This is a genomic window from Neorhizobium turbinariae, assembly GCF_023223505.1.
In the GTDB taxonomy this organism is placed as follows: Bacteria; Pseudomonadota; Alphaproteobacteria; order Rhizobiales; family Rhizobiaceae; genus Neorhizobium; species Neorhizobium turbinariae.
Genome location: NZ_JALPRY010000014.1, coordinates 71,937 through 89,718, shown reverse-complemented (window position 1 = coordinate 89,718; position 17,782 = coordinate 71,937). Strand labels below are relative to the sequence as shown.

General features: G+C 61.8%; 20 protein-coding genes and 1 tRNA gene. 11 read left to right on the top strand and 10 right to left on the bottom strand.

The window, feature by feature from the left end; all coding sequences use genetic code 11:
• Positions 1-9 precede the first annotated feature (9 nt).
• Positions 10-717 carry a hypothetical protein gene (locus M0654_RS12905; protein ID WP_248683458.1) on the top strand — a complete coding sequence of 236 codons (708 nt, stop codon included), beginning with the start codon at positions 10-12 and terminating at the stop codon, positions 715-717.
• Positions 717-1,220, top strand: coding sequence for a DUF1203 domain-containing protein (locus tag M0654_RS12900; RefSeq protein WP_390920214.1), 504 nt, complete (start codon positions 717-719; stop codon positions 1,218-1,220). The genes M0654_RS12905 and M0654_RS12900 overlap by 1 nt, the downstream gene beginning before the upstream one ends.
• 61 nt (positions 1,221-1,281) lie before the next feature.
• Here the strand turns inward: M0654_RS12900 and ald are convergent, their stop codons facing one another.
• On the bottom strand, positions 1,282-2,400 hold the full coding sequence (gene ald, locus M0654_RS12895; RefSeq protein ID WP_248683457.1) for an alanine dehydrogenase: 1,119 nt from the start codon (positions 2,398-2,400) through the stop codon (positions 1,282-1,284).
• A gap of 153 nt (positions 2,401-2,553) precedes the next feature.
• Between ald and M0654_RS12890 the strand changes: the two genes are divergently transcribed.
• On the top strand, positions 2,554-3,015 hold the full coding sequence (locus M0654_RS12890; RefSeq protein ID WP_248683456.1) for an Lrp/AsnC family transcriptional regulator: 462 nt from the start codon (positions 2,554-2,556) through the stop codon (positions 3,013-3,015).
• Here the strand turns inward: M0654_RS12890 and M0654_RS12885 are convergent.
• Positions 3,010-3,843 (bottom strand): DMT family transporter, encoded by an 834-nt coding sequence (locus M0654_RS12885; protein ID WP_248683455.1) that lies wholly within the window; start codon positions 3,841-3,843, stop codon positions 3,010-3,012. The genes M0654_RS12890 and M0654_RS12885 overlap by 6 nt on opposite strands.
• Before the next feature lie 123 nt (positions 3,844-3,966).
• Here M0654_RS12885 and M0654_RS12880 point away from each other — a divergent pair, with 123 nt between their 5' ends.
• Positions 3,967-4,299, top strand: coding sequence for a PilZ domain-containing protein (locus tag M0654_RS12880; RefSeq protein WP_248683454.1), 333 nt, complete (start codon positions 3,967-3,969; stop codon positions 4,297-4,299).
• Between the two features lie 117 nt (positions 4,300-4,416).
• Positions 4,417-6,405 carry a bifunctional 2',3'-cyclic-nucleotide 2'-phosphodiesterase/3'-nucleotidase gene (locus M0654_RS12875; protein WP_248683453.1) on the top strand — a complete coding sequence of 663 codons (1,989 nt, stop codon included), beginning with the start codon at positions 4,417-4,419 and terminating at the stop codon, positions 6,403-6,405.
• 57 nt (positions 6,406-6,462) lie between these two features.
• Here the strand turns inward: M0654_RS12875 and M0654_RS12870 are convergent, their stop codons facing one another.
• On the bottom strand, positions 6,463-7,038 hold the full coding sequence (locus tag M0654_RS12870; RefSeq protein ID WP_248683452.1) for a DUF2087 domain-containing protein: 576 nt from the start codon (positions 7,036-7,038) through the stop codon (positions 6,463-6,465).
• Between the two features lie 197 nt (positions 7,039-7,235).
• Positions 7,236-8,204, bottom strand: a complete 969-nt coding sequence (locus M0654_RS12865) for a LysR family transcriptional regulator (RefSeq protein WP_248683451.1) — start codon at positions 8,202-8,204, stop codon at positions 7,236-7,238.
• Positions 8,205-8,339: 135 nt separating this feature from the next.
• Here M0654_RS12865 and M0654_RS12860 point away from each other — a divergent pair, with 135 nt between their 5' ends.
• The gene (locus M0654_RS12860) at positions 8,340-8,951 is read left to right on the top strand and encodes an FMN-dependent NADH-azoreductase (protein WP_245450424.1); all 612 of its coding nucleotides are present in this window, start codon (positions 8,340-8,342) and stop codon (positions 8,949-8,951) included.
• Here the strand turns inward: M0654_RS12860 and M0654_RS12855 are convergent.
• The 4 genes from M0654_RS12855 to ilvA all read right to left on the bottom strand — a co-directional run bounded on the left by M0654_RS12855 (position 8,948) and on the right by ilvA (position 12,292).
• On the bottom strand, positions 8,948-10,228 hold the full coding sequence (locus M0654_RS12855; protein WP_248683450.1) for a GGDEF domain-containing protein: 1,281 nt from the start codon (positions 10,226-10,228) through the stop codon (positions 8,948-8,950). The genes M0654_RS12860 and M0654_RS12855 overlap by 4 nt on opposite strands.
• 2 nt (positions 10,229-10,230) lie before the next feature.
• Entirely contained in the window at positions 10,231-10,449 is a 219-nt protein-coding gene (locus M0654_RS12850; RefSeq protein ID WP_248683449.1) for a hypothetical protein, read from the bottom strand.
• A 168-nt stretch (positions 10,450-10,617) separates the two neighbouring features.
• Positions 10,618-10,941: an HlyU family transcriptional regulator gene (locus tag M0654_RS12845; protein WP_248683448.1), complete on the bottom strand. Its 324-nt coding sequence runs from the start codon at positions 10,939-10,941 to the stop codon at positions 10,618-10,620.
• A gap of 76 nt (positions 10,942-11,017) precedes the next feature.
• Positions 11,018-12,292: a threonine ammonia-lyase gene (ilvA, locus tag M0654_RS12840; protein ID WP_390920209.1), complete on the bottom strand. Its 1,275-nt coding sequence runs from the start codon at positions 12,290-12,292 to the stop codon at positions 11,018-11,020.
• A gap of 87 nt (positions 12,293-12,379) precedes the next feature.
• Between ilvA and M0654_RS12835 the strand changes: the two genes are divergently transcribed.
• Positions 12,380-13,837, top strand: coding sequence for a TrkH family potassium uptake protein (locus tag M0654_RS12835; protein ID WP_248683447.1), 1,458 nt, complete (start codon positions 12,380-12,382; stop codon positions 13,835-13,837).
• Here M0654_RS12835 and M0654_RS12830 read toward each other — a convergent pair.
• Complete coding sequence (locus M0654_RS12830) at positions 13,811-14,482, bottom strand: metallophosphoesterase family protein (protein ID WP_248683446.1); 672 nt, start codon at positions 14,480-14,482, stop codon at positions 13,811-13,813. The genes M0654_RS12835 and M0654_RS12830 overlap by 27 nt on opposite strands.
• A 150-nt stretch (positions 14,483-14,632) precedes the next feature.
• Here M0654_RS12830 and M0654_RS12825 point away from each other — a divergent pair.
• Both M0654_RS12825 and M0654_RS12820 read left to right on the top strand, forming a co-directional pair.
• Positions 14,633-14,717, top strand: a tRNA-Leu gene (locus M0654_RS12825).
• Between the two features lie 88 nt (positions 14,718-14,805).
• On the top strand, positions 14,806-15,102 hold the full coding sequence (locus M0654_RS12820) for a DUF982 domain-containing protein (RefSeq protein WP_248683445.1): 297 nt from the start codon (positions 14,806-14,808) through the stop codon (positions 15,100-15,102).
• Between the two features lie 83 nt (positions 15,103-15,185).
• Here the strand turns inward: M0654_RS12820 and wrbA are convergent, their stop codons facing one another.
• Complete coding sequence (gene wrbA, locus M0654_RS12815; RefSeq protein ID WP_248683444.1) at positions 15,186-15,785, bottom strand: NAD(P)H:quinone oxidoreductase type IV; 600 nt, start codon at positions 15,783-15,785, stop codon at positions 15,186-15,188.
• 228 nt (positions 15,786-16,013) lie between these two features.
• On the opposite strand from wrbA, the gene M0654_RS12810 reads away from it, so the two are divergent.
• Together M0654_RS12810 and M0654_RS12805 are read left to right on the top strand one after the other, a co-directional pair.
• Positions 16,014-16,796 carry a competence/damage-inducible protein A gene (locus M0654_RS12810; protein WP_248683443.1) on the top strand — a complete coding sequence of 261 codons (783 nt, stop codon included), beginning with the start codon at positions 16,014-16,016 and terminating at the stop codon, positions 16,794-16,796.
• Positions 16,797-16,940: 144 nt separating this feature from the next.
• Positions 16,941-17,780, top strand: a complete 840-nt coding sequence (locus M0654_RS12805; protein WP_118849451.1) for a universal stress protein — start codon at positions 16,941-16,943, stop codon at positions 17,778-17,780.
• Positions 17,781-17,782: the final 2 nt, after the last annotated feature.

Sequence of the window (17,782 nt, the reverse complement as noted above, 5' to 3'; positions counted from 1 at the left end):
TGATTGCCCATGACCGCTTCCCCCGCCATTGCCAGGATCCTCAAGGCCGGCTCCATCCTGCTGATCGTCCTTGGCCTGCCCCTGGGTCTGGCGCTACCGGGATGGTGGGGTTGGGAGAACCAGCCGGTCGAGAACACGCAAGCCGTGATCCTGGTCTTCGGCTTCATCCATGCGATCGTGCTTCGCCGCAGGGCCGATGATCGCTCCAAGTGGCTCTGGCTGGCGGGCATTCCGCTCTGGTTCGTGCTGATTGCGCGCGAACTCAGCTTCGGGGCGGTTCTGTTCCCGCCGACCAGCCTGTCCGACCACGGACCTGCCTTTTCCGTCAACCAGCTCGCCTACAAGCCAATAATCACACCGATCGTCCTGGCGCTGATTGCCTTCAGCGTCTTCGTCATCGTCCGCAAGCGCCTGCCGGCGCTCGGCCTCGAAGTGCTGCGTGAGGGGCGTGCGCCGTGGCTCTCGCTCGGGCTCGTCGCGGTCGGCATGATTGCCTCGAGCATCGCCGAGGGCAATTTCGGCTTCCGCCTGCCGATCGACAAGGATTCGGCGCAGAATGCGGAGGAAATCATCGAACTTGGCGCCTATCTTGCCCTCTGGGCAGCACAGTTCGAGATCGCAGCGGCGCTTGGTGCCAAAAGGCGGTCTAAGCAAGTATCGGGTGGCACCGGAAGCGGTGCGGCGCAACTCTTCCGTCAAACGAAGAGGAGAGCCTGATGACCGTTGCCTTCACCGCCATGCCGACCACCGACGCTGCACATCTCTGGAACGGCGGCACCGATGCTTATGGACGCATTCCGGAAGTTCAGGTCTCGGCTGGTGCCGGTTACCCCTGCCGCCACTGCCTGCGCAACATCGACGAGGGTGAGGAACTGCTGGTTCTCGCCTACCGGCCGTTCCCGGGACTCCAGCCCTACGCCGAAACCGGGCCGATCTTCCTGCACAAGACGCCCTGTCGGCGCTACGTTGCGGAAGAAATCCTGCCGCCGATCCTGTCGAGCCCGGATTATATCCTGCGTGGCTACGGCAGTGACAATCGCATCGTCTACGGCAGCGGCGCGGTGACGCCAACCGAACGCATCAAGGCACGGGCAGAGGAACTTCTGTCACGTCCTGACATTGCCTACGTGCATGTCCGCTCAGCCCGCAACAACTGCTTCCAGTGCCGCATCGACAGGGTCGAGGCACCTTCCTTCGCCGGGGCAGCATTGGCCATCTGACGCGCACAGCGCGACGAACAGCCGTCGCGCTGTGTATTGCTAAACTTGGACCGAACTTGCTCTACGCTACGTTCAGAACGCTTTCCGGCGCGACCGCCTCATAACCCAGCGCTTCCGCCACAGGCTTGTTCGTCACCCTGCCCTTGTGGACATTAAGCCCATTGCGCAGGTGCCGGTCCTCGGCGATTGCTCGCAAGCCTCGGTCGGCAAGCGCCAGGCCGTGTTGCAGCGTCGCATTGTTCAGGGCATGCGCGGAGGTGACCGGCACGGCGCCCGGCATGTTCGCCACGCAATAGTGCACGATGCCATCGACTTCATAGGTCGGGTCGGAATGGGTCGTCGCATGCGAGGTTTCAAAACAACCGCCCTGGTCGATCGCGACATCCACGAGAACCGCGCCCTTCTTCATGCCCGACAGCATCTCGCGGCTGACGAGCTTCGGTGCTGCGGCACCGGGGATCAGCACGGCGCCGATCACCAGGTCGGCCGAGAAGACTTCTTCCTCCAGCGCGTCGATCGTCGAGTAGCGGGTGTGGACGCGGCCGTTGAAGATGTCATCCAGTTGGCGCAACCGCGGCAGCGAGCGGTCGATGATCGAGACATCCGCGCCAAGTCCCGCCGCCATCTTGGCGGCATGCAGGCCAACGACGCCGCCGCCGATGATCGCGACCTTGGCCGGCAGCACGCCCGGCACGCCGCCGAGCAGGATGCCGAGACCGCCGTTTGCCTTCTGCAGCGCCGTGGCACCAGCCTGGATCGCCAGGCGACCGGCCACTTCCGACATCGGCGCCAGCAGCGGCAGGCCGCCGCGCTCGTCCGTCACGGTCTCGTAGGCAACTGCGGTGACCCCGGACGCGAGCAGGCCCTTGGTCTGCTCCGGATCGGGTGCAAGATGAAGATAGGTGTAGAGGATCTGTCCGTCGCGAAGCTGAACCCATTCGTTCGGCTGGGGCTCCTTCACCTTCACGACCATATCGGACTTCTCGAAGATGTCCTTGGCGCTTCCCAAGATCTTGGCGCCGGCTGCGGCATAAGCGGCGTCATCGGCACCAATACCGGCACCCGCCTTTGTTTCGATCAGCACTTCATGGCCGTGGGCCACGTATTCGCGCACCGCTCCAGGCGTCAGTCCAACGCGATATTCATGGTTTTTGATTTCCTTCGGGCACCCGACACGCATGCAGCGTTCCTCTCAGTTGCGGCTTTCGCCAGTTGTTGTTCCCAGGAAAAGCTAACCAGAAGAAGGGTCGAATGTCCTTGCGAAGAAGATTTGCGTTCGGCGGTCTTTTCGAAGAATGTTGCATATCTTGCCGTCTGTTCGAAGGATCTGCGAATGTCGACACCCGATGCTATCGATCTTGCGATCATGCGCACGCTTCAGGACAACGGGCGAATCTCCAATGCGGAGCTTGCCGAACGTGTCGGGCTATCGGCATCGGCCTGCTCGCGCCGCCTCGATCTCCTGGAGAAAAACGGCACGATCAGCGGCTACCACGCGCGCCTGTCCAACAAGGCGCTCGACTACAAGATGATGGTCATCGTCCACATCTCGCTGTCGGGCCAGTTCGCCAAGACACTGACGGAGTTCGAGGCAGCGGTGAAACTCTGCCCCAACGTGCTGGTCTGCTACCTGATGTCGGGCGAATATGATTATATCTTGCGCGTGGCCGCCAAGGACCTGGAAGACTACGAGCGCATCCACCGGGACTGGCTCTCTGCCCTGCCCCATGTGGTGAAGATCAATTCAAGCTTTGCTCTGCGCGAGATCATCGATCGCCCGAATGTCGGCCTATGACAGGCCGATGAGGATCGCCCCGGCGGCCACGACGATACAGGCGGCAATCCGCTTCGGCGTCAGCGTCTCGCCCAGCAACAGCCAGCCGATCAGCACCGCGAAGACGACGCTTGTTTCACGCAGCGCAGAGACGGGCCCTGCCGGCGCGATCGAATAGGCGACCAGCACGGCCCCGTAGGACAGCAGCGAAACCATGCCCCCTGCCGATGCCTTCCAGGTCTCCCTCGATCGCATGTCGATGGCAAGGCGGCCGCGCGCGGCGATGAAAGCAATCACCATCAGGATGCCCGGCAGCAGGAAAACCCAGGTGATGTAGGCCGCCGAATTGCCGGACAGCCGGATACCGATCGCATCCACCGTCGAATATCCGGAGATGCACACAGCCGTCGCCAGCGCAAAACCCATCGAGCTTGCCGTCGCACGTCCGCGTCCGAGCGCCAGGAGCATGATGCCGGTGACGATCAGCATGATGCCGCCCATCGTCATGGGGCGCAGCACCTCGCCCATGAAGACGAGACCGCCGAATGTCACCAGCAGCGGCGCGCTGCCGCGGATGATCGGGTAGACCTGCCCGAGTTCGCCGTGCCGATAGGCGGCTACCAGCAACAGGCTGTAGGCGAGCTGGAACACGGCCGATCCGGCGATATAGGGCCATGATGCTGCTGACGGCCACGGCAGCACGAACGCAACCGGGACGGCGACGATGGTCATCGCCAGGGTCATCACCGTCATCGTCCAGAAACGGTCGGCACCGGAACGCAGGAAGGCGTTCCAGCTTGCATGCAGGAGAGCGGCACACAGTGCCAGGGCAACAACAAAGGTGCTCATGAAACGCTAGCGCTTTCGCCTCACCGCATTGCCAAGAGAAACATCAAATTTTATCGATCGCTTCAAATGCACTTCAACGGGTCGCGGCTATTCTGGGTTGAGGGAACAAGAAGGGGTAACACGATGACTAGCCGCTTAAGGAACCGAGGTGCCGAGCGCAAGAAGACTCGCATCCTGGGAACTGTGAAATACTTCAACCAGACTGTCGAGGGGCGCGTGACCGACCTGTCGCCGACGGGCCTGGCGCTTGATCTCGGCGGGCGCGTTTTCCATGCCGACGACGGCAGTCCAGTAAAGGTCGAAAGCACCGAATTCGGCATCCTGGAAGGCACGGTCAAGTGGCGCCGCAGCGGTCGGCTGGGCGTGCAGTTCAACATCAACAGTAACGCCAACGCTCAGGTCGCGTCCTATTTCCGCTTCTTCCACAAGGACGTGCCCAGCCGCCTCGCCCGGTAAATAACCAACCGGCAAATGCTTCTTTTGGCGGCCTCCGCCTCCTGTCATTTTCGTGATGCAAGCTTGTGCAATTCACCGTAAGCTTGCATCGTCCAAAGGACTTGAGGGAGATTGTCCATGTCGTTTCTTGCCGGCTTCCAACCTGTTACTCGCCGCTCGCTGCTCGGAGGCATCGCCGCCTCCACCGCCCTTGTCGTGCTGCATCCCTTCGCTGCTCGTGCCGCCGGCAACCAGGCGCATCTGCGCATCATGGAAACGACGGACATCCACGTCCACGTCTTCCCTTATGACTATTACGCCGACAAGCCGAACGACACGCTCGGTCTTGCCCGCACCGCCTCGATCATCGATGGCATTCGCGCCGAAGCCGGCAATTCCATGCTGGTCGACAACGGCGACTTCCTGCAGGGCAATCCGCTCGGCGACTACATCGCCTACGAGCGCGGCATGAAGGAAGGCGATACGCATCCGGTCATAAAGGCGATGAACGTGCTTGGTTATGACGCTGGCACGCTCGGCAACCATGAGTTCAACTATGGCCTCGACTTCATGTTCAAGGTGCTGGCCGGCTCCGGTTTCCCTTATGTCTGCGCCAACCTCACCAAGGGCCAGCTCGCATCTGACCCGAAGAAGGACGAGCTTTTCCTCAAGCCCTACGTGATCATCGAAAAGCAGATCCGCGATGGATCCGGCGCCACCAGCCCGATCAAGGTCGGCTTCATCGGTTTCGTGCCGCCGCAGATCATGACCTGGGATGCCAAGAACCTCGAAGGCAAGGCGCAGACCCGCGACATCGTCGAAACAGCCAAGGCCTGGGTGCCGGTCATGAAGGAGGAAGGTGCCGATATCGTCATCGCCCTTTCGCACTCCGGCATCAGCGGCGATGGCCAGAGCGAGCGCATGGAAAACGCCTCGCTCTACCTCGCTGGCGTCCAGGGCATCGATGCGGTCTTCACTGGCCACCAGCACCTCGTCTTCCCGGGCACCAAGGATTTCGATGGCATTGCCGGCGCGGACACCAAGAAGGGCACGTTGATGGGCAAGCCGGCCGTCATGGGCGGCTTCTGGGGCTCGCATATGGGCCTCATCGACCTGCTGCTCGAAAATGACGGGAAGAACTGGAAGATCGTCGATTCCACCTCGGAGGCGCGTCCGATCTACCACCGCAACGAAGAGCGCAAGATCGTCGCTGACGTGAAGGACAAACCGGAGGTGATCGCCGCCGTCAAGGAAGAGCATGAGGCAACGCTTGCCTATGTGCGCCGTCCGGTCGGCAAGACATCGGCGCCGCTCTATTCCTATTTCGCGCTCGTGGCGGACGATCCGTCGGTCCAGATCGTCTCGAACGCCCAGACCTGGTACATCAAGGAGATGCTGAAGGACGGCCAGTACAAGGATCTTCCGGTGTTGTCGGCCGCAGCACCCTTCAAGGCCGGTGGCCGTGGCGGCGCCGACTACTTCACCGACGTACCGGCGGGCGATATCGCGATCAAGAACGTCGCGGACCTCTACCTCTATCCGAACACGGTGCAGGCGGTGCTGATTACCGGCGCACAGGTCAAGGATTGGCTGGAAATGTCGGCCGGCATGTTCAACCAGGTGGCGCCCGGTTCGAAGGACGCACCGCTCCTCAACAACAGCTTCCCGTCCTACAACTACGATGTCATCGACGGCGTCACCTACCAGATCGACCTGTCGCAGCCGGTGCGCTTCGACAAGGACGGTAAGCTCATGAACCCGAACGCCAACCGCATCGTCGACCTCCAATTCGACGGCAAGCCGATCGATCCTGAGCAGAAGTTCGTTGTCGCAACCAACAACTACCGCGCCGGCGGCGGCGGCAAGTTCCCGGAAATCGCAGGCGACAAGGTGATCTTCGTGGCCCCGGACACCAACCGCGACGTGATCGTCCGCTACATCGTCGAGCAGGGCACGATCAACCCGTCGGCCGACGCCAACTGGTCGTTCAAGCCGCTGCCGGGCACAACCGCGATCTTCGAGACCGGCCCGAAGGCACGCGAGTTCGCTTCTGCGGTGAAGGGCGCAAAGATCGAGGATGCTGGCGACGGCGAAAACGGCTTCGCCAAGTTCCGGCTCGTTCTCTGACGGCGAACAGGAAACGCCTCATCACTGCACAGATCAGGGATGAGGCCCTCCCCTTATTCAGGCGGCTCTTGCTTTCACGGTACCGAGGCGGGAAAGGAGCAGGCTGAGTTCCGCCGGTGGCTTGCGCTCGACGCGCCGATAATCGCTGCCGTCGCGTTTCCGTTGCACCAGTCCAAGATCGAAGAGATCCCGACGCAGCAGGGCTGCATCGCCGAACAGGTGCAGCATGTTGAGGAATTCGCCGATCTCGCGCTCCGTGAAGCTGCGATTGGCGGGGATCTTCGACCACAGGAACCACAGGCACAGTTCCTGCTGCGAGCGCTTGCCGGGCCAGCGGACGATCCGCCCTTCACTATCGAAGACGCGTAGCGTGCGCATCACGCGGGTTTCATCCGGCACCGGGACGGGCGCGGTTTGAGCGACCACGGGCTCGGTGGTTTCAGGGGTGGATGTCGCTGAAGCTGACTGTTCGGCGCGCAGGTGCTGGTAGTTGCGGTAACCGCCCGCCTTGGCGAGCAGGTTCAGCATCTCCAGATGGCTGGGCGCATGGTCGAGCGCGGTGATCTGCGCGCGCAGTTGCTTGGCGAACACCGACAGGTCGGCGATTTCCATTGGATGGATGGATCTGGGCATGTCTTATCCTCGGACGTGCCATTGCCTTGAGATCAAGGTGTCGCTGGTCGCCGGCTTGTCGACTCTGGCACTGGATAAGTGCTCATCATCTTTTCAGATTGGCAGGTTTAGCTTCCCTTGTGGGGACGGCGACGCCTCGGTGAACTGCAGACCGTGGCGCCAGTTATATTCAACCGCCGGAGCCGGTCAATCCCCTGTCACTCGGCCGCCACCGGCATCGAATCAGCTTCATCCATGCCGAGCATCTGCTTGAATTCGCTGTGGGCGGGGCATTTCGAGAGGCGCTGCTCGAAGGCCTTGATCAGCCATTGGCCGGCCGGACCGAGCGGATTGGCGGTGCGCCGCATGGCGTAAAGCGGATACTGGCTCTGTTCGTAGGCATCCAAATTCAGCGCGATGAGATTGCCGTTGATGATGTCCCTGCCCGCAACCGGCGCCGGAAGACCACCCCAGCCGAGCCCGCCCAGGATCAACTGGTGCTTGGTGGCGATGTCGCTCACCCGCCACGTCTTGTAGGACAACACGTTGAAGTCCCTGCCCTTGGTCAGGCTCGAGGCATCGGTCACGACAAGCTGTACTTCCTCGCGCACGTCGGCGAGCGTCAGCGGCCGCCCGAGCTTGCTCAGCGGATGATCCGGCGCGGCGACCGGGATCATGAAGGAATGCCCGATCTTCTGCATGGTCAGCGCGTCGTCCTCGCGCACCGGCGCACCACCGACGCCAAGATCCGCCTTGCCGGACAGCACCATCTCCATCACCATGCCAAGCTCGCCGACATTGAGATTGAGCGCGACTGACGGGAAGAGCTTGCGGAACTCACGCAGCTCGGCCACCACCGCGTCAGCCGGGACCATGACGCTCAGCGCCACGGAAAGCTCGGCTTCGAGCCCCTGCTTCATGCTTTTCGCCCGCGCCCGCATGACCTGCAGATCGGCCACGATTCGCCGTGCATCGGTGAGCAGCGCCTTGCCTGCCTCGGTCAGCTTCGGCTGGCGCATTCCGGCACGTTCGAAGAGCGAGACTTCCAACTGCGCTTCGAGATTGTTGATGGTGTAGCTGACCACCGATTGAGCGCGGTTGAGGCTGCGCGAAGCTGCTGAAAAACTTCCGGTTTCAGCCACTGCCAGGAAAACCTGCAGCTGGTCGAGAGTCGGATTGGCGTCCATGAAATCTATCCAGATTTTGGATGGTAATCTTCGATATTATCCCAGTTCAATAGATGGAAGTCCATGCCTATCTTCCGGCCATCAAACGAGATCCACCTCGGCACGACCTCCCATAGCATGCAAGGAAATACCGCAATGACCATCCTTCTCGTCACATCAAGCCCGCGCGAAGAATCGCTGTCGACGAAGATCGCCACCGAGTTCGTCGAGAAGCTGACCGCCGCCAAGTCCGACAGCAACGTCATCCATCGTGACCTCGGCCACGACCCGATCCCGCACCTCGACATGGTGTCCACCTCCGCGATCCGCAAGGCACCGGAAGACCGCACGCCCGAGGAAGCCGAAGCGGCAGAATATTCCGACAAGCTTGTCGCCGAACTTCTGGCGGCCGACACCGTCGTCATCGCCACCGGCCTCATCAACTTCAACATCTACTCGACGCTGAAAAGCTGGATCGACAACATCGCCCGTGCCGGCAAGACCTTCCGCTACACCGCTGAAGGCCCGCAGGGTCTCGCCACCGGCAAGAAGGTCTATATCGTGCTTGCCGCCGCCGGCGTTTATTCCGAAGGCCCGGCTGCCGGCATGAACCACGCGATCCCCTACCTCACCACCGTCCTCGGCTTCATGGGCATGGTGGACGTGGAAGTGATCTATGTGGAAGGCCTCGCCTTTGGCCCGGAAGCGGTCGAAAAGGCCATTGCCGCTGCCCAGGAACGCACCGAGCAGTTGGCGCTCGCAGCCTAAGCTGGCTGCGCACCCTTCATAGCTTCGAAAGACCCCAGACGGCCGTGGACCCTGTCCCGGCCGTCTGTTTTTGCCTGGTAGAGCCTGCGATCCGCGGCCGCGAGGAACGCTTCGAAGCCATCGCCATCCTCCGGCCCCGTCGCCACCCCGATCGACACAGTGACCGGGTTGCCGTCCGGGCGCAGAACGGCGCTGCGGACGTTGTTCCGCAACCGTTCGGCAAGTACCATCGCGCCGTCATGATTGGTATCCGGCAGCACAAGCACGAATTCCTCGCCACCGAAGCGCGACAGGTGATCGGTCGGCCTTGACGCAGCCTTCAACCGCGCTGCCACCTCCTTCAGAACCTCGTCCCCCTTCAGGTGCCCGAAGAGGTCGTTGATGTCCTTGAACCGGTCCGCATCGATGATCGCGATGCTGCAGTTGCCCCCGCGCTCCAGGCACTGGCGGATCAATCCCGGCGCATCTTCCTGTAGCCTGCGGCGGTCATAAACGCTGGTCAGCCCGTCGACGCCGCTGTTGGCGAGCAGCGCCTGGTATCGTTCCCGGAATGTCAGGTCGTGGAAGATGTCGTTCAGGTCCCGCTGCGTGGCGCGCGGCACGTGGTCGAGCTTCAGGTAGATCGCAAAGAGCCCGGCGTAGACGCAGACCGCCACCAGCTTGGCGATCATGCCTCCCACGAACACCGAGGCCGGCGCATCAAAGAGGATACTGAGGCCGATGAAGAAGCCGATCTGGTCGAAGACGAGTAGCGCGGCACCGCTCACCGCAAACCGCAGCACCGTGTGATTGCGGAACATCCGCCCCAGGCGCTCATAGAGAAGGATGATGCCGATCGAATCGAGGTAGAGCAGCGCCGTCCCGAGGACCATCAGCCAGCCCATCTCGTTCATGAAGCTCACGTCAACCGTGCGGCCCGCGGGCAATCCCGCCGCCTCCTGCAGTTGCAGGAACTGCGCGATGCCGACGGTGAACAGGTTGCCGAGGAACAGGCCGTAGATCGGCTGTCGAACGGTCGCTGCATCCTCCTTGAGGTAGAGCAGCAGGATCATCATCAGCTTGCCGGCAAAGAACACCGACGACCCGGGCGACACGGTACCGAACGGCAGCTCGATGTAATAGACCGCCGCGAGATAGGTTTCCATGAAGTGCATGACGCCGAGCGCGGTGAGGAACACACCGAGCCCCAGCTGCCGTCGAAAATGCAGGAGCGCCATCATCACGGAGAAGTAGATCACCGCCTCGCAGAGAAAGAGCGCGAGATTGAACATCTGCATTTTCAGTCCGATTCCACCCTGGACAAGGTTTCTAGATGCAAGCCATTACCCCAGGTGATCGAGTTCTTCGATCGCACCATGCCGGCTTCAACAAGCGGGAAGCCGACCTGCATCATTCTCACGAGACCGACAGCGACCAGTAGCCAGGTCAGGACGACGCGATCCGCCTGAAGCGCAAGTCCGTCGGCGAAGGCGGCATGCGCAGAGAAGCCGAGGGCCATCCCGCCCCCACTGACACTCCACGCGTTCCAACAGCCTAAATGCATCGCTTCAGTAGAAAAGGACAGGACAGAACAATAGCTGTTCTTTTCTACGAAGCAGCCCTTAATTTTGAATGAGGATCAACGATATGAACTTGAGCCGGCGCCCGTTCATCGGGTCATCCGAAGTCAGGCCGGGCGCGACTTCTCGCCGTCGCCAAACAACGCCGCACCGTTCTGGTCGATGATCTGCTGCGCCTTCTTGACCGTGTATTCGACCGCATCGTCCATGCTGGTGAACATGTCGGCGCGAACGAAGGTGCGCTCCAGCGTTTCACCGTTCACCACCTTCTCGATGCGCCCCGCCAGGCGAAACTGCGATCCTTCGCGGATCGGGCTCGCGATGATGGTGCAGTCGCCATATGCCACCGGCTCTGCAGCGCTTGCTTCGGGCTCCGCCGCCTTGTTGCCGCCGGAGAACATGGAAAGGATGTTGGAAAGAAATGAAGCCATGACGTTGCCTAGCATATCCATCGAGAAGCGGGAACCTGCAGCAGCCTGAACCACCACTGCCGGCCAAAGTTTAGGGTCAGATCACCAGGTTTGCCAGGATCTCGTTTTCGGTGATGTCCTCGTAGCCCATGCCCGCACTTTCGAAGCGGTCGATGAGGCTCGCAAAATTCTCGCGCCGGCTGGTCTCGATGCCGATCAGGATCGAACCGAAATTGCGCGCCGATTTCTTCAGGTATTCGAATCGCGCGATATCGTCCTCGGGCCCCAGCAGGTTGAGGAAATCGCGCAGCGCGCCGGGGCGCTGCGGCAGCCGCAGGATGAAGTATTTCTTGACGCCGGAGAAGCGCATGGCGCGTTCCTTGACGTCCGGCAGTCGCTCGAAGTCAAAATTGCCGCCGGACACGACGCAGACCACCGTTTTGCCCGCCAGCTTCTCGCGACCCAGCATATCGAGCGCGGTGATCGACAGCGCACCGGCCGGCTCCAGTACGACGCCCTCGACATTCAGCATCTCGGTGATCGTCACGCAGATGGCGTTTTCCGGAACCAGCATCACCTGGTCGGGCGAAAACCGGCGAAGGGCTGCAAAATTCAGGTCGCCGATGCGCGCCACGGCAGCGCCATCCACAAAGTTGTCGAGCTTGGCCAGTGTCACCGGCTCGCCCGCCAGCAGGCTCTTCTTCAGGCTCGGCGCGCCTTCCGGCTCGGTGAAGATGAAGTTCTCGGCCGCAACCACGCCCTCCAGGTAACCCGAGGTCCCGGACGACAGTCCGCCACCGCCCACCGGCAGGATCACCAGGTCCGGCACCGTGCCGTCAGGCAGTTGCTCCACCATCTCGGCGGCCACCGTCGCCTGGCCCTCGATGATGTCGACATGGTCGAAGGGTGGCACCATGGCGCCGTCGATCTCTTCGACATACGCGCGGGCCGCCGCATAACACTGGTCGAAGATATCGCCGACAAGCTTGATGGTGATGAAGGACCCGCCGAACATGCGCGTCTTGTCGATCTTCTGCTGCGGCGTCGTCACCGGCATGAAGACCACGCCCGGCACCTGGAAATGCCGGCAAACGAAGGCAAAACCCTGGGCGTGGTTGCCAGCCGAGGCGCACACGAAGGTCTTGCCCGTGGCGCCAGCCGCAATCACCTTGCGGAAGAAGTTGAACGCCCCGCGGATCTTGTAGGAGCGCACGGGCGACAGGTCTTCGCGCTTCAGCCAGATGTCTGCGCCATAACGCCGGCTCAGGTGTTCGTTGAATTGCAGTGGCGTCTCGGGAAAGATTTCCCGCATCGCGGCTTTCGCCTCATCCACAGCAGCGTTGGTCAGCCCAAGCTCGTTCACGTCATCCATCCATTGAATTCAGGTCTTGGCCCCGCTATGCCATAGGCTTGCGCAGAGACAAAGCCGCTTTCGCCGACGAGAGACAGGGATAGCCGTTTGAACGCCAATCTGATCCGGTCGGTGATCTATATTACGGCGCTTTGTGCCCTCTACCTTTCCATGGCCATGTTCCTGCCGGCGCTGGTGGATCTCTATTACGGGCACCGGGACTGGCAGGTCTTTGCGCTGTCCGGCTTTCTTGTCGGCGGCATTGCGGGTGCCGCGGCGCTTGCCACCCGCGGCCCGCCGCCTGCCTTCAACAAGCGATTCGGCTTCCTGCTGGTCAACGTGCTGTGGCTGATGTTCTCGCTCGTCGGCGCCATCCCGCTCTTTCTTGCGGAATACAAGACCAGCTTCGCGCAGGCGCTGTTTGAGTCCATCTCCGGGATCACCACCACCGGATCGACGATCATGGTGGGGCTCGACAAGCAGCCGCCCGGCATCCTGCTGTGGCGCTCGCTCTTGTGCTGGCTCGGCGGCATCGGGATCGTCGGCCTCGGGCTTTTCGTCCTGCCGTTCCTGAAGGTCGGCGGCGCCTCCATCTTTAAGCTGGAATCAACGGAGACCAACGACAAGCCGTTCGCCCGCCTTGCAAGCTTCACCCGCGCCTTCCTCGCAGTCTATATCCTGCTGACGATCGCCTGCACGGTCGCCTACGATGTTGCCGGCATGAGCCATTTCGACGCCCTCAACCACGCGCTCTCGACGGTCGCGACGGCTGGTTTTTCCACCCATGACGCGTCCTTTGCCTTCTGGAAGGACAACCAGGCGATCCTGGTGATCTGCACGATCTTCCTGACGATCTCGAGCCTGCCCTTCTCGGTGCTGATCCTGCTCGCCATGCGCGGCCGGCTGGACACGCTGCGCGACCCGCAGATCATGGTGTTCCTCGGGTACCTCGGGGGCATCGCCGTGGCGCTCGGCGTCTACCATCACCTCAGGAACAGCGTGGAACTCGACGACGCCCTCATCCACTCCTTCTTCAACATCGCCTCGATCCTCTCGACCGGCGGCTTCTCCAGCGACGACTACACGCTCTGGGGACCGTTTGCGGTGATGCTCGTCTTTTTCGCAAGCGCCATGGGCGGCTGCTCCGGCTCCACCTCCGGCGGCATCAAGTCCTATCGCTTCGTGGTGATGTTCAACACGGCCCGCGCCGGCATCAACAAGCTCATCTATCCGAACGCGATCTATCCGGTCCGCTACGGCGCCCTGATCGTCGATGCCGATACCCAGCGCGGCGTCTTCCTGTTCCTCGGCCTTTTCCTGTTCCTCTGGGTGCTCGGCAGCCTTGGCATGACCTTGCTCGGCTACGACGTAGTGACATCCTTCTCCGGCGTCCTCACCTGCCTCGCGAATGTCGGCCCCGGCATCGGCCCGATCATCGGCCCTGTCGGCAATTTCTCCACCATCAGCGACCCGGCGCTTTATCTCCTGTCGTTGCTCATGCTGCTCGGACGCCTGGAAATCCTCACCGTGCTGGTGCTACTAACGCCGATCTTCTGGCGGCACTAAAGCGGGCACCCGAAGAAATTCGATCGGTCCCTCCGGCCTGTCGTCGTCAAATACGGCGCAGGCGAGCGCGCCGCCAAAAACGCAGCCGGCATCGACATTGGTGCGGTTGTCGAAAGTCTGCGGGTTGCCCGACACCGGCGTATGCCCATGGCAAAGATGGCGCCCCCAGAAATAGCCGGTCTCGGCGCCCCGGTACCGCTTCCAGATCAGGTCATGGTCGTTCTGCGCCTCCAGCGGAAGCGCTTCATCGACCCCGGCATGGACGAAGACCCGGTACTGGTCGACATGGATGGACGCAAGCGCGCGGCACCAGTCCACCACCGCCTCCGGCAATTCGCCGCCAAAGGATTGCAGCGTCTCGTGGCCACCGTTTTCCAGCCAGGTCACCATCTCGGCGCCGCCGTTGTCATGGGCGCGCACCAGCATGTCCTCGTGGTTGCCCTTGAGCGTCGTCCACCGCCAGCCCTGCCTGCGCGGGCCCGCCATGATCCGCTCGACAACCCCGCGGCTGTCCGGGCCGCGGTCAACATAGTCGCCGACAAACACAACATGGCCGCCGTCGGCATACGCTTCCACCTGCCCCAGCATATCCTCAAGTTCCGACAGACAGCCGTGGATGTCGCCAATCGCAAAGGTCAGGGTCACGTCTTGCTCCATCAGCGCCAGCGCGGCTCCGCGCCTTGCAGATATGTCCGCCCCTCACGCACATTCAAGAAATGGCGCGTGTCGCGAAAAAGCAATGATTTGGTGTGGTCAGCTTGACTGAATCGCCGAGGTGCCTGAAAAGCAAGGCGCGCGGACGTGGCGAAACTGGTAGACGCAAGGGACTTAAAATCCCTCGACTTCGGTCATACGGGTTCGACCCCCGTCGTCCGCACCACACCCTGCCCCAGCTGATTTGATCTTGAAACCGATCCTGCCGATTCCTAACTCGGCAACCGTCAGAATCACCACGACAGGAGGTTCTCATGGCACTCGGTACGTTTGACGCTCCGCTTTTTGCAAAGCGCACCTACTTCATCCAAGAAATCAGCGGCCTGGACGATGCCTTTGATCTGCTTGACGAATGGCCGGCAGACCAGAGGGACCTGGCTTTCGAGGCCGTGGTCAAGTCAGTGCGCGAAGCTGCGTGCGGCAGCCGGCCGGTGGCGTTTGCGCGGGAGGACTTCAAGCGGTTCCTGAAGCGCAACAACATGCTCGCCAATGTGGAAGAGATCCCGGTGCAGCTGCGCAACAACCGCGACCGCAACATTGGCGGCCACTGAGCACGCGCCAACACGGCTCTCGCCCTGAACGAAAAAAGCGCGGCTCAAAGGCCGCGCTTCTGGTATATCGGGACCGGCTTATCTTAGCCGGCGATCTTGGCGGCAAGCTTTGCGACATGCGCACCCTGGTAGCGGGCGCCTTCGAGTTCGACAGCCGAAGGCTGGCGGGAGCCGTCACCATTGGTGATCGTCGATGCGCCATAAGGCGAGCCGCCCTTCACTTCTTCGGTACCCATCTGGCCCTGGAAGGCATAGGGAAGCCCAACGACCGCCATGCCGTGGTGCAGGAAGGTCGGAATGAAGCTCAGGATGGTCGATTCCTGGCCGCCGTGCTGGGTGGCCGTCGAGGTGAAGACCGAGCCGACCTTGCCGACCAGCTTGCCTTCGGCCCAGAGCGCACCCGTCTGGTCCCAGAAATTGCGCATCTGCGATGCAACGGTGCCGAAACGCGTGCCGGCGCCGACGATGATCGCGTCATACTGGTCGAGTTCGGTCGGCGATGCGATCGGCGCTTCCTGGTCCATCTTGTAATAGGAAGCCTTGGCGACATCTTCCGGCACCAGTTCCGGCACACGCTTCACGGTGACCTCGGCCCCTTCTGCCTTGGCGCCCTCTGCGACAGCATAGGCCATCTTCTCGATGTGTCCGTACGCGGAATAGTAAAGTACCAATACCTTCGCCATGATCTTCTCCAGATGATCGTCTTGATCTCGATTGGCCGGAATGGCCCGTCGCTACAAGAACTATCCCATCCGCACGGTTTGCAAAGCCCCAGCTCCCAAAACGCACTGTTCAATGAATGGAGACGACGTGGCCCTTGCGTCCAGTGATCTGAAACAACCATGGTGGTGATTTCCTCTTCTTAAAGCGCACGTTTGCGCTTACCACTGGGTGATCCAGGAGACATGACCATGCCCGAACAGACTGAGACCACCATTGTTACCGCTGCCATGCTCGCGATCGGCGACGAGCTTTTGTCGGGACGCACGAAAGACAAGAATATCGGCCACCTCGCCGACCTCCTGACGCTGTCCGGGATTGATCTGAAGGAAGTGCGCATTGTCGCCGATGAGGAAGACGCGATCGTCGAGGCGCTGAATGCGCTGCGCAGCCGCTACGACTATGTCTTCACCTCCGGCGGCATCGGCCCGACGCATGACGATATCACCGCCGACGCGGTCTCGAAGGCCTTCGGCGTGCCCTGCATCCATGACCCGGAGGCAATGAGGCTGCTTGGCGAGATGTACAAGCGCCGCGAGATGGAGTTCACCGAGGCGCGCCAGCGCATGGCCCGCATGCCGCAAGGGGCCAGGCACATCCCCAATCCCGTCTCGACTGCACCCGGCTTCATCATCGGCAATGTTTATGTCATGGCAGGCGTGCCGCAGGTTTTCCAGGCGATGGTCGACAACGTCCTGCCGCTGTTGCGCTCCGGCTCGAGGATGATGTCGCGCGCCATCGCATGCCCTTATGGCGAAGGCGATATCGGCACGCTTCTGTCCGCGGTCCAGAAGGCGCATCCGCAAACGAGCATCGGCTCCTATCCGAAGTTCGATGGCCAGCGCTTCTCGACCGAACTCGTCATCCGTGCCCGCGATGGCGCCGCACTCGACGCAGCCGCTGATGCCGTGGCGGAGATGATCAAGGGCATCGACAAGTCGCACACGCCGACCAATCCGACAGCAGACGCTTGATTGCAGGGAACAAAGGGGACAAGCTCCACGAAGGCGTGAAGCGGTGCTGAGGAGGGCACCGCTTGACGAGGATCAAGGCGATACACAGGTACACATCTGAGACTGGCGACAGATCATGGGCACCAGGTATGAGGAGATAACGCCATGGCCTACAAGACCATTCTTGCCGTTCTGGACACCCCGCAGAACGCGCGGCAGATCAGCGACTTCAGCATCTCGCTTGCCCGTCACTTCTCCGCTCACCTGATCGGCGTTCATGCCGAAACGCTGGCAGCCGTGCCCTTGATTGCGCCGATGGAGATCCCGGATCCCGCAGCAGTCCAGGTGCTCCAGGAAGCCGCGGAAAAGGAAAGCGCGGAAGTGCAGCGCATCTTCGGCGAGCAGGCAGCGTCTGCCGGCGTCTCCACCGAATGCCGCAGCTTCATCTCATCTGCCGGTTTCGGCTCCAACTCGGTGATGGAAACGGCGCGCAGCGTCGACCTCATCGTCGCCAGCCAAAGCGATCCCGGCCATGCCGACCATCGGGCGGATCTCGAAACCTTCCTGTTTGAAAGCGGCCGCCCGATGCTGCTCATCCCCTACAAGTTGAAGGTGCCGCAACCGATCAAGCGGGTGCTCGTCGCCTGGAACGGGTCGCGCGAAGCGGCACGCGCCACATTCGACGCGATGCCCTTCCTCAAGGCAGCCGAGACGGTGGAACTGCTCACCATCGATCCGCCGGAACGTGGACGCCAGGCGCTCGAGCCCGCCGGCACCCAGATTGCTGCCACCTTGCGGCGCCACGGCATCCAGGCAACGCTCACCACCCATACCAGCGGCGGCGAGGCTCCGGCGGCGGTCATCGAGAAGCGGCTTGCCGACAACAGCATCGACCTTCTCGTCATGGGCGGCTACGGCCATTCCCGCTGGTGGGAGATGCTGTTTGGCGGGGCCACCCGCAGCCTTCTCGACTCTATGTCGGCTTTGACACTGCTTTCGCGCTGACA

Excerpts from the sequence above, each read along its gene's own strand:
- wrbA (WP_248683444.1), bottom strand. The coding sequence starts at position 15,785 with ATGGCGAAGGTATTGGTACTTTACTATTCCGCGTACGGACACATCGAG.
- M0654_RS12890 (WP_248683456.1), top strand. The coding sequence starts at position 2,554 with ATGTCGACACCCGATGCTATCGATCTTGCGATCATGCGCACGCTTCAG.
- M0654_RS12875 (WP_248683453.1), top strand. The coding sequence starts at position 4,417 with ATGTCGTTTCTTGCCGGCTTCCAACCTGTTACTCGCCGCTCGCTGCTC.
- M0654_RS12900 (WP_390920214.1), top strand. The coding sequence starts at position 717 with ATGACCGTTGCCTTCACCGCCATGCCGACCACCGACGCTGCACATCTC.
- M0654_RS12855 (WP_248683450.1), bottom strand. The coding sequence starts at position 10,228 with ATGCAGATGTTCAATCTCGCGCTCTTTCTCTGCGAGGCGGTGATCTAC.
- M0654_RS12810 (WP_248683443.1), top strand. The coding sequence starts at position 16,014 with ATGCCCGAACAGACTGAGACCACCATTGTTACCGCTGCCATGCTCGCG.
- M0654_RS12850 (WP_248683449.1), bottom strand. The coding sequence starts at position 10,449 with ATGGCCCTCGGCTTCTCTGCGCATGCCGCCTTCGCCGACGGACTTGCG.
- ald (WP_248683457.1), bottom strand. The coding sequence starts at position 2,400 with ATGCGTGTCGGGTGCCCGAAGGAAATCAAAAACCATGAATATCGCGTT.
- M0654_RS12885 (WP_248683455.1), bottom strand. The coding sequence starts at position 3,843 with ATGAGCACCTTTGTTGTTGCCCTGGCACTGTGTGCCGCTCTCCTGCAT.
- M0654_RS12805 (WP_118849451.1), top strand. The coding sequence starts at position 16,941 with ATGGCCTACAAGACCATTCTTGCCGTTCTGGACACCCCGCAGAACGCG.
- M0654_RS12865 (WP_248683451.1), bottom strand. The coding sequence starts at position 8,204 with ATGGACGCCAATCCGACTCTCGACCAGCTGCAGGTTTTCCTGGCAGTG.
- M0654_RS12860 (WP_245450424.1), top strand. The coding sequence starts at position 8,340 with ATGACCATCCTTCTCGTCACATCAAGCCCGCGCGAAGAATCGCTGTCG.
- M0654_RS12880 (WP_248683454.1), top strand. The coding sequence starts at position 3,967 with ATGACTAGCCGCTTAAGGAACCGAGGTGCCGAGCGCAAGAAGACTCGC.
- M0654_RS12845 (WP_248683448.1), bottom strand. The coding sequence starts at position 10,941 with ATGGCTTCATTTCTTTCCAACATCCTTTCCATGTTCTCCGGCGGCAAC.
- ilvA (WP_390920209.1), bottom strand. The coding sequence starts at position 12,292 with ATGGATGACGTGAACGAGCTTGGGCTGACCAACGCTGCTGTGGATGAG.
- M0654_RS12905 (WP_248683458.1), top strand. The coding sequence starts at position 10 with ATGACCGCTTCCCCCGCCATTGCCAGGATCCTCAAGGCCGGCTCCATC.
- M0654_RS12870 (WP_248683452.1), bottom strand. The coding sequence starts at position 7,038 with ATGCCCAGATCCATCCATCCAATGGAAATCGCCGACCTGTCGGTGTTC.
- M0654_RS12820 (WP_248683445.1), top strand. The coding sequence starts at position 14,806 with ATGGCACTCGGTACGTTTGACGCTCCGCTTTTTGCAAAGCGCACCTAC.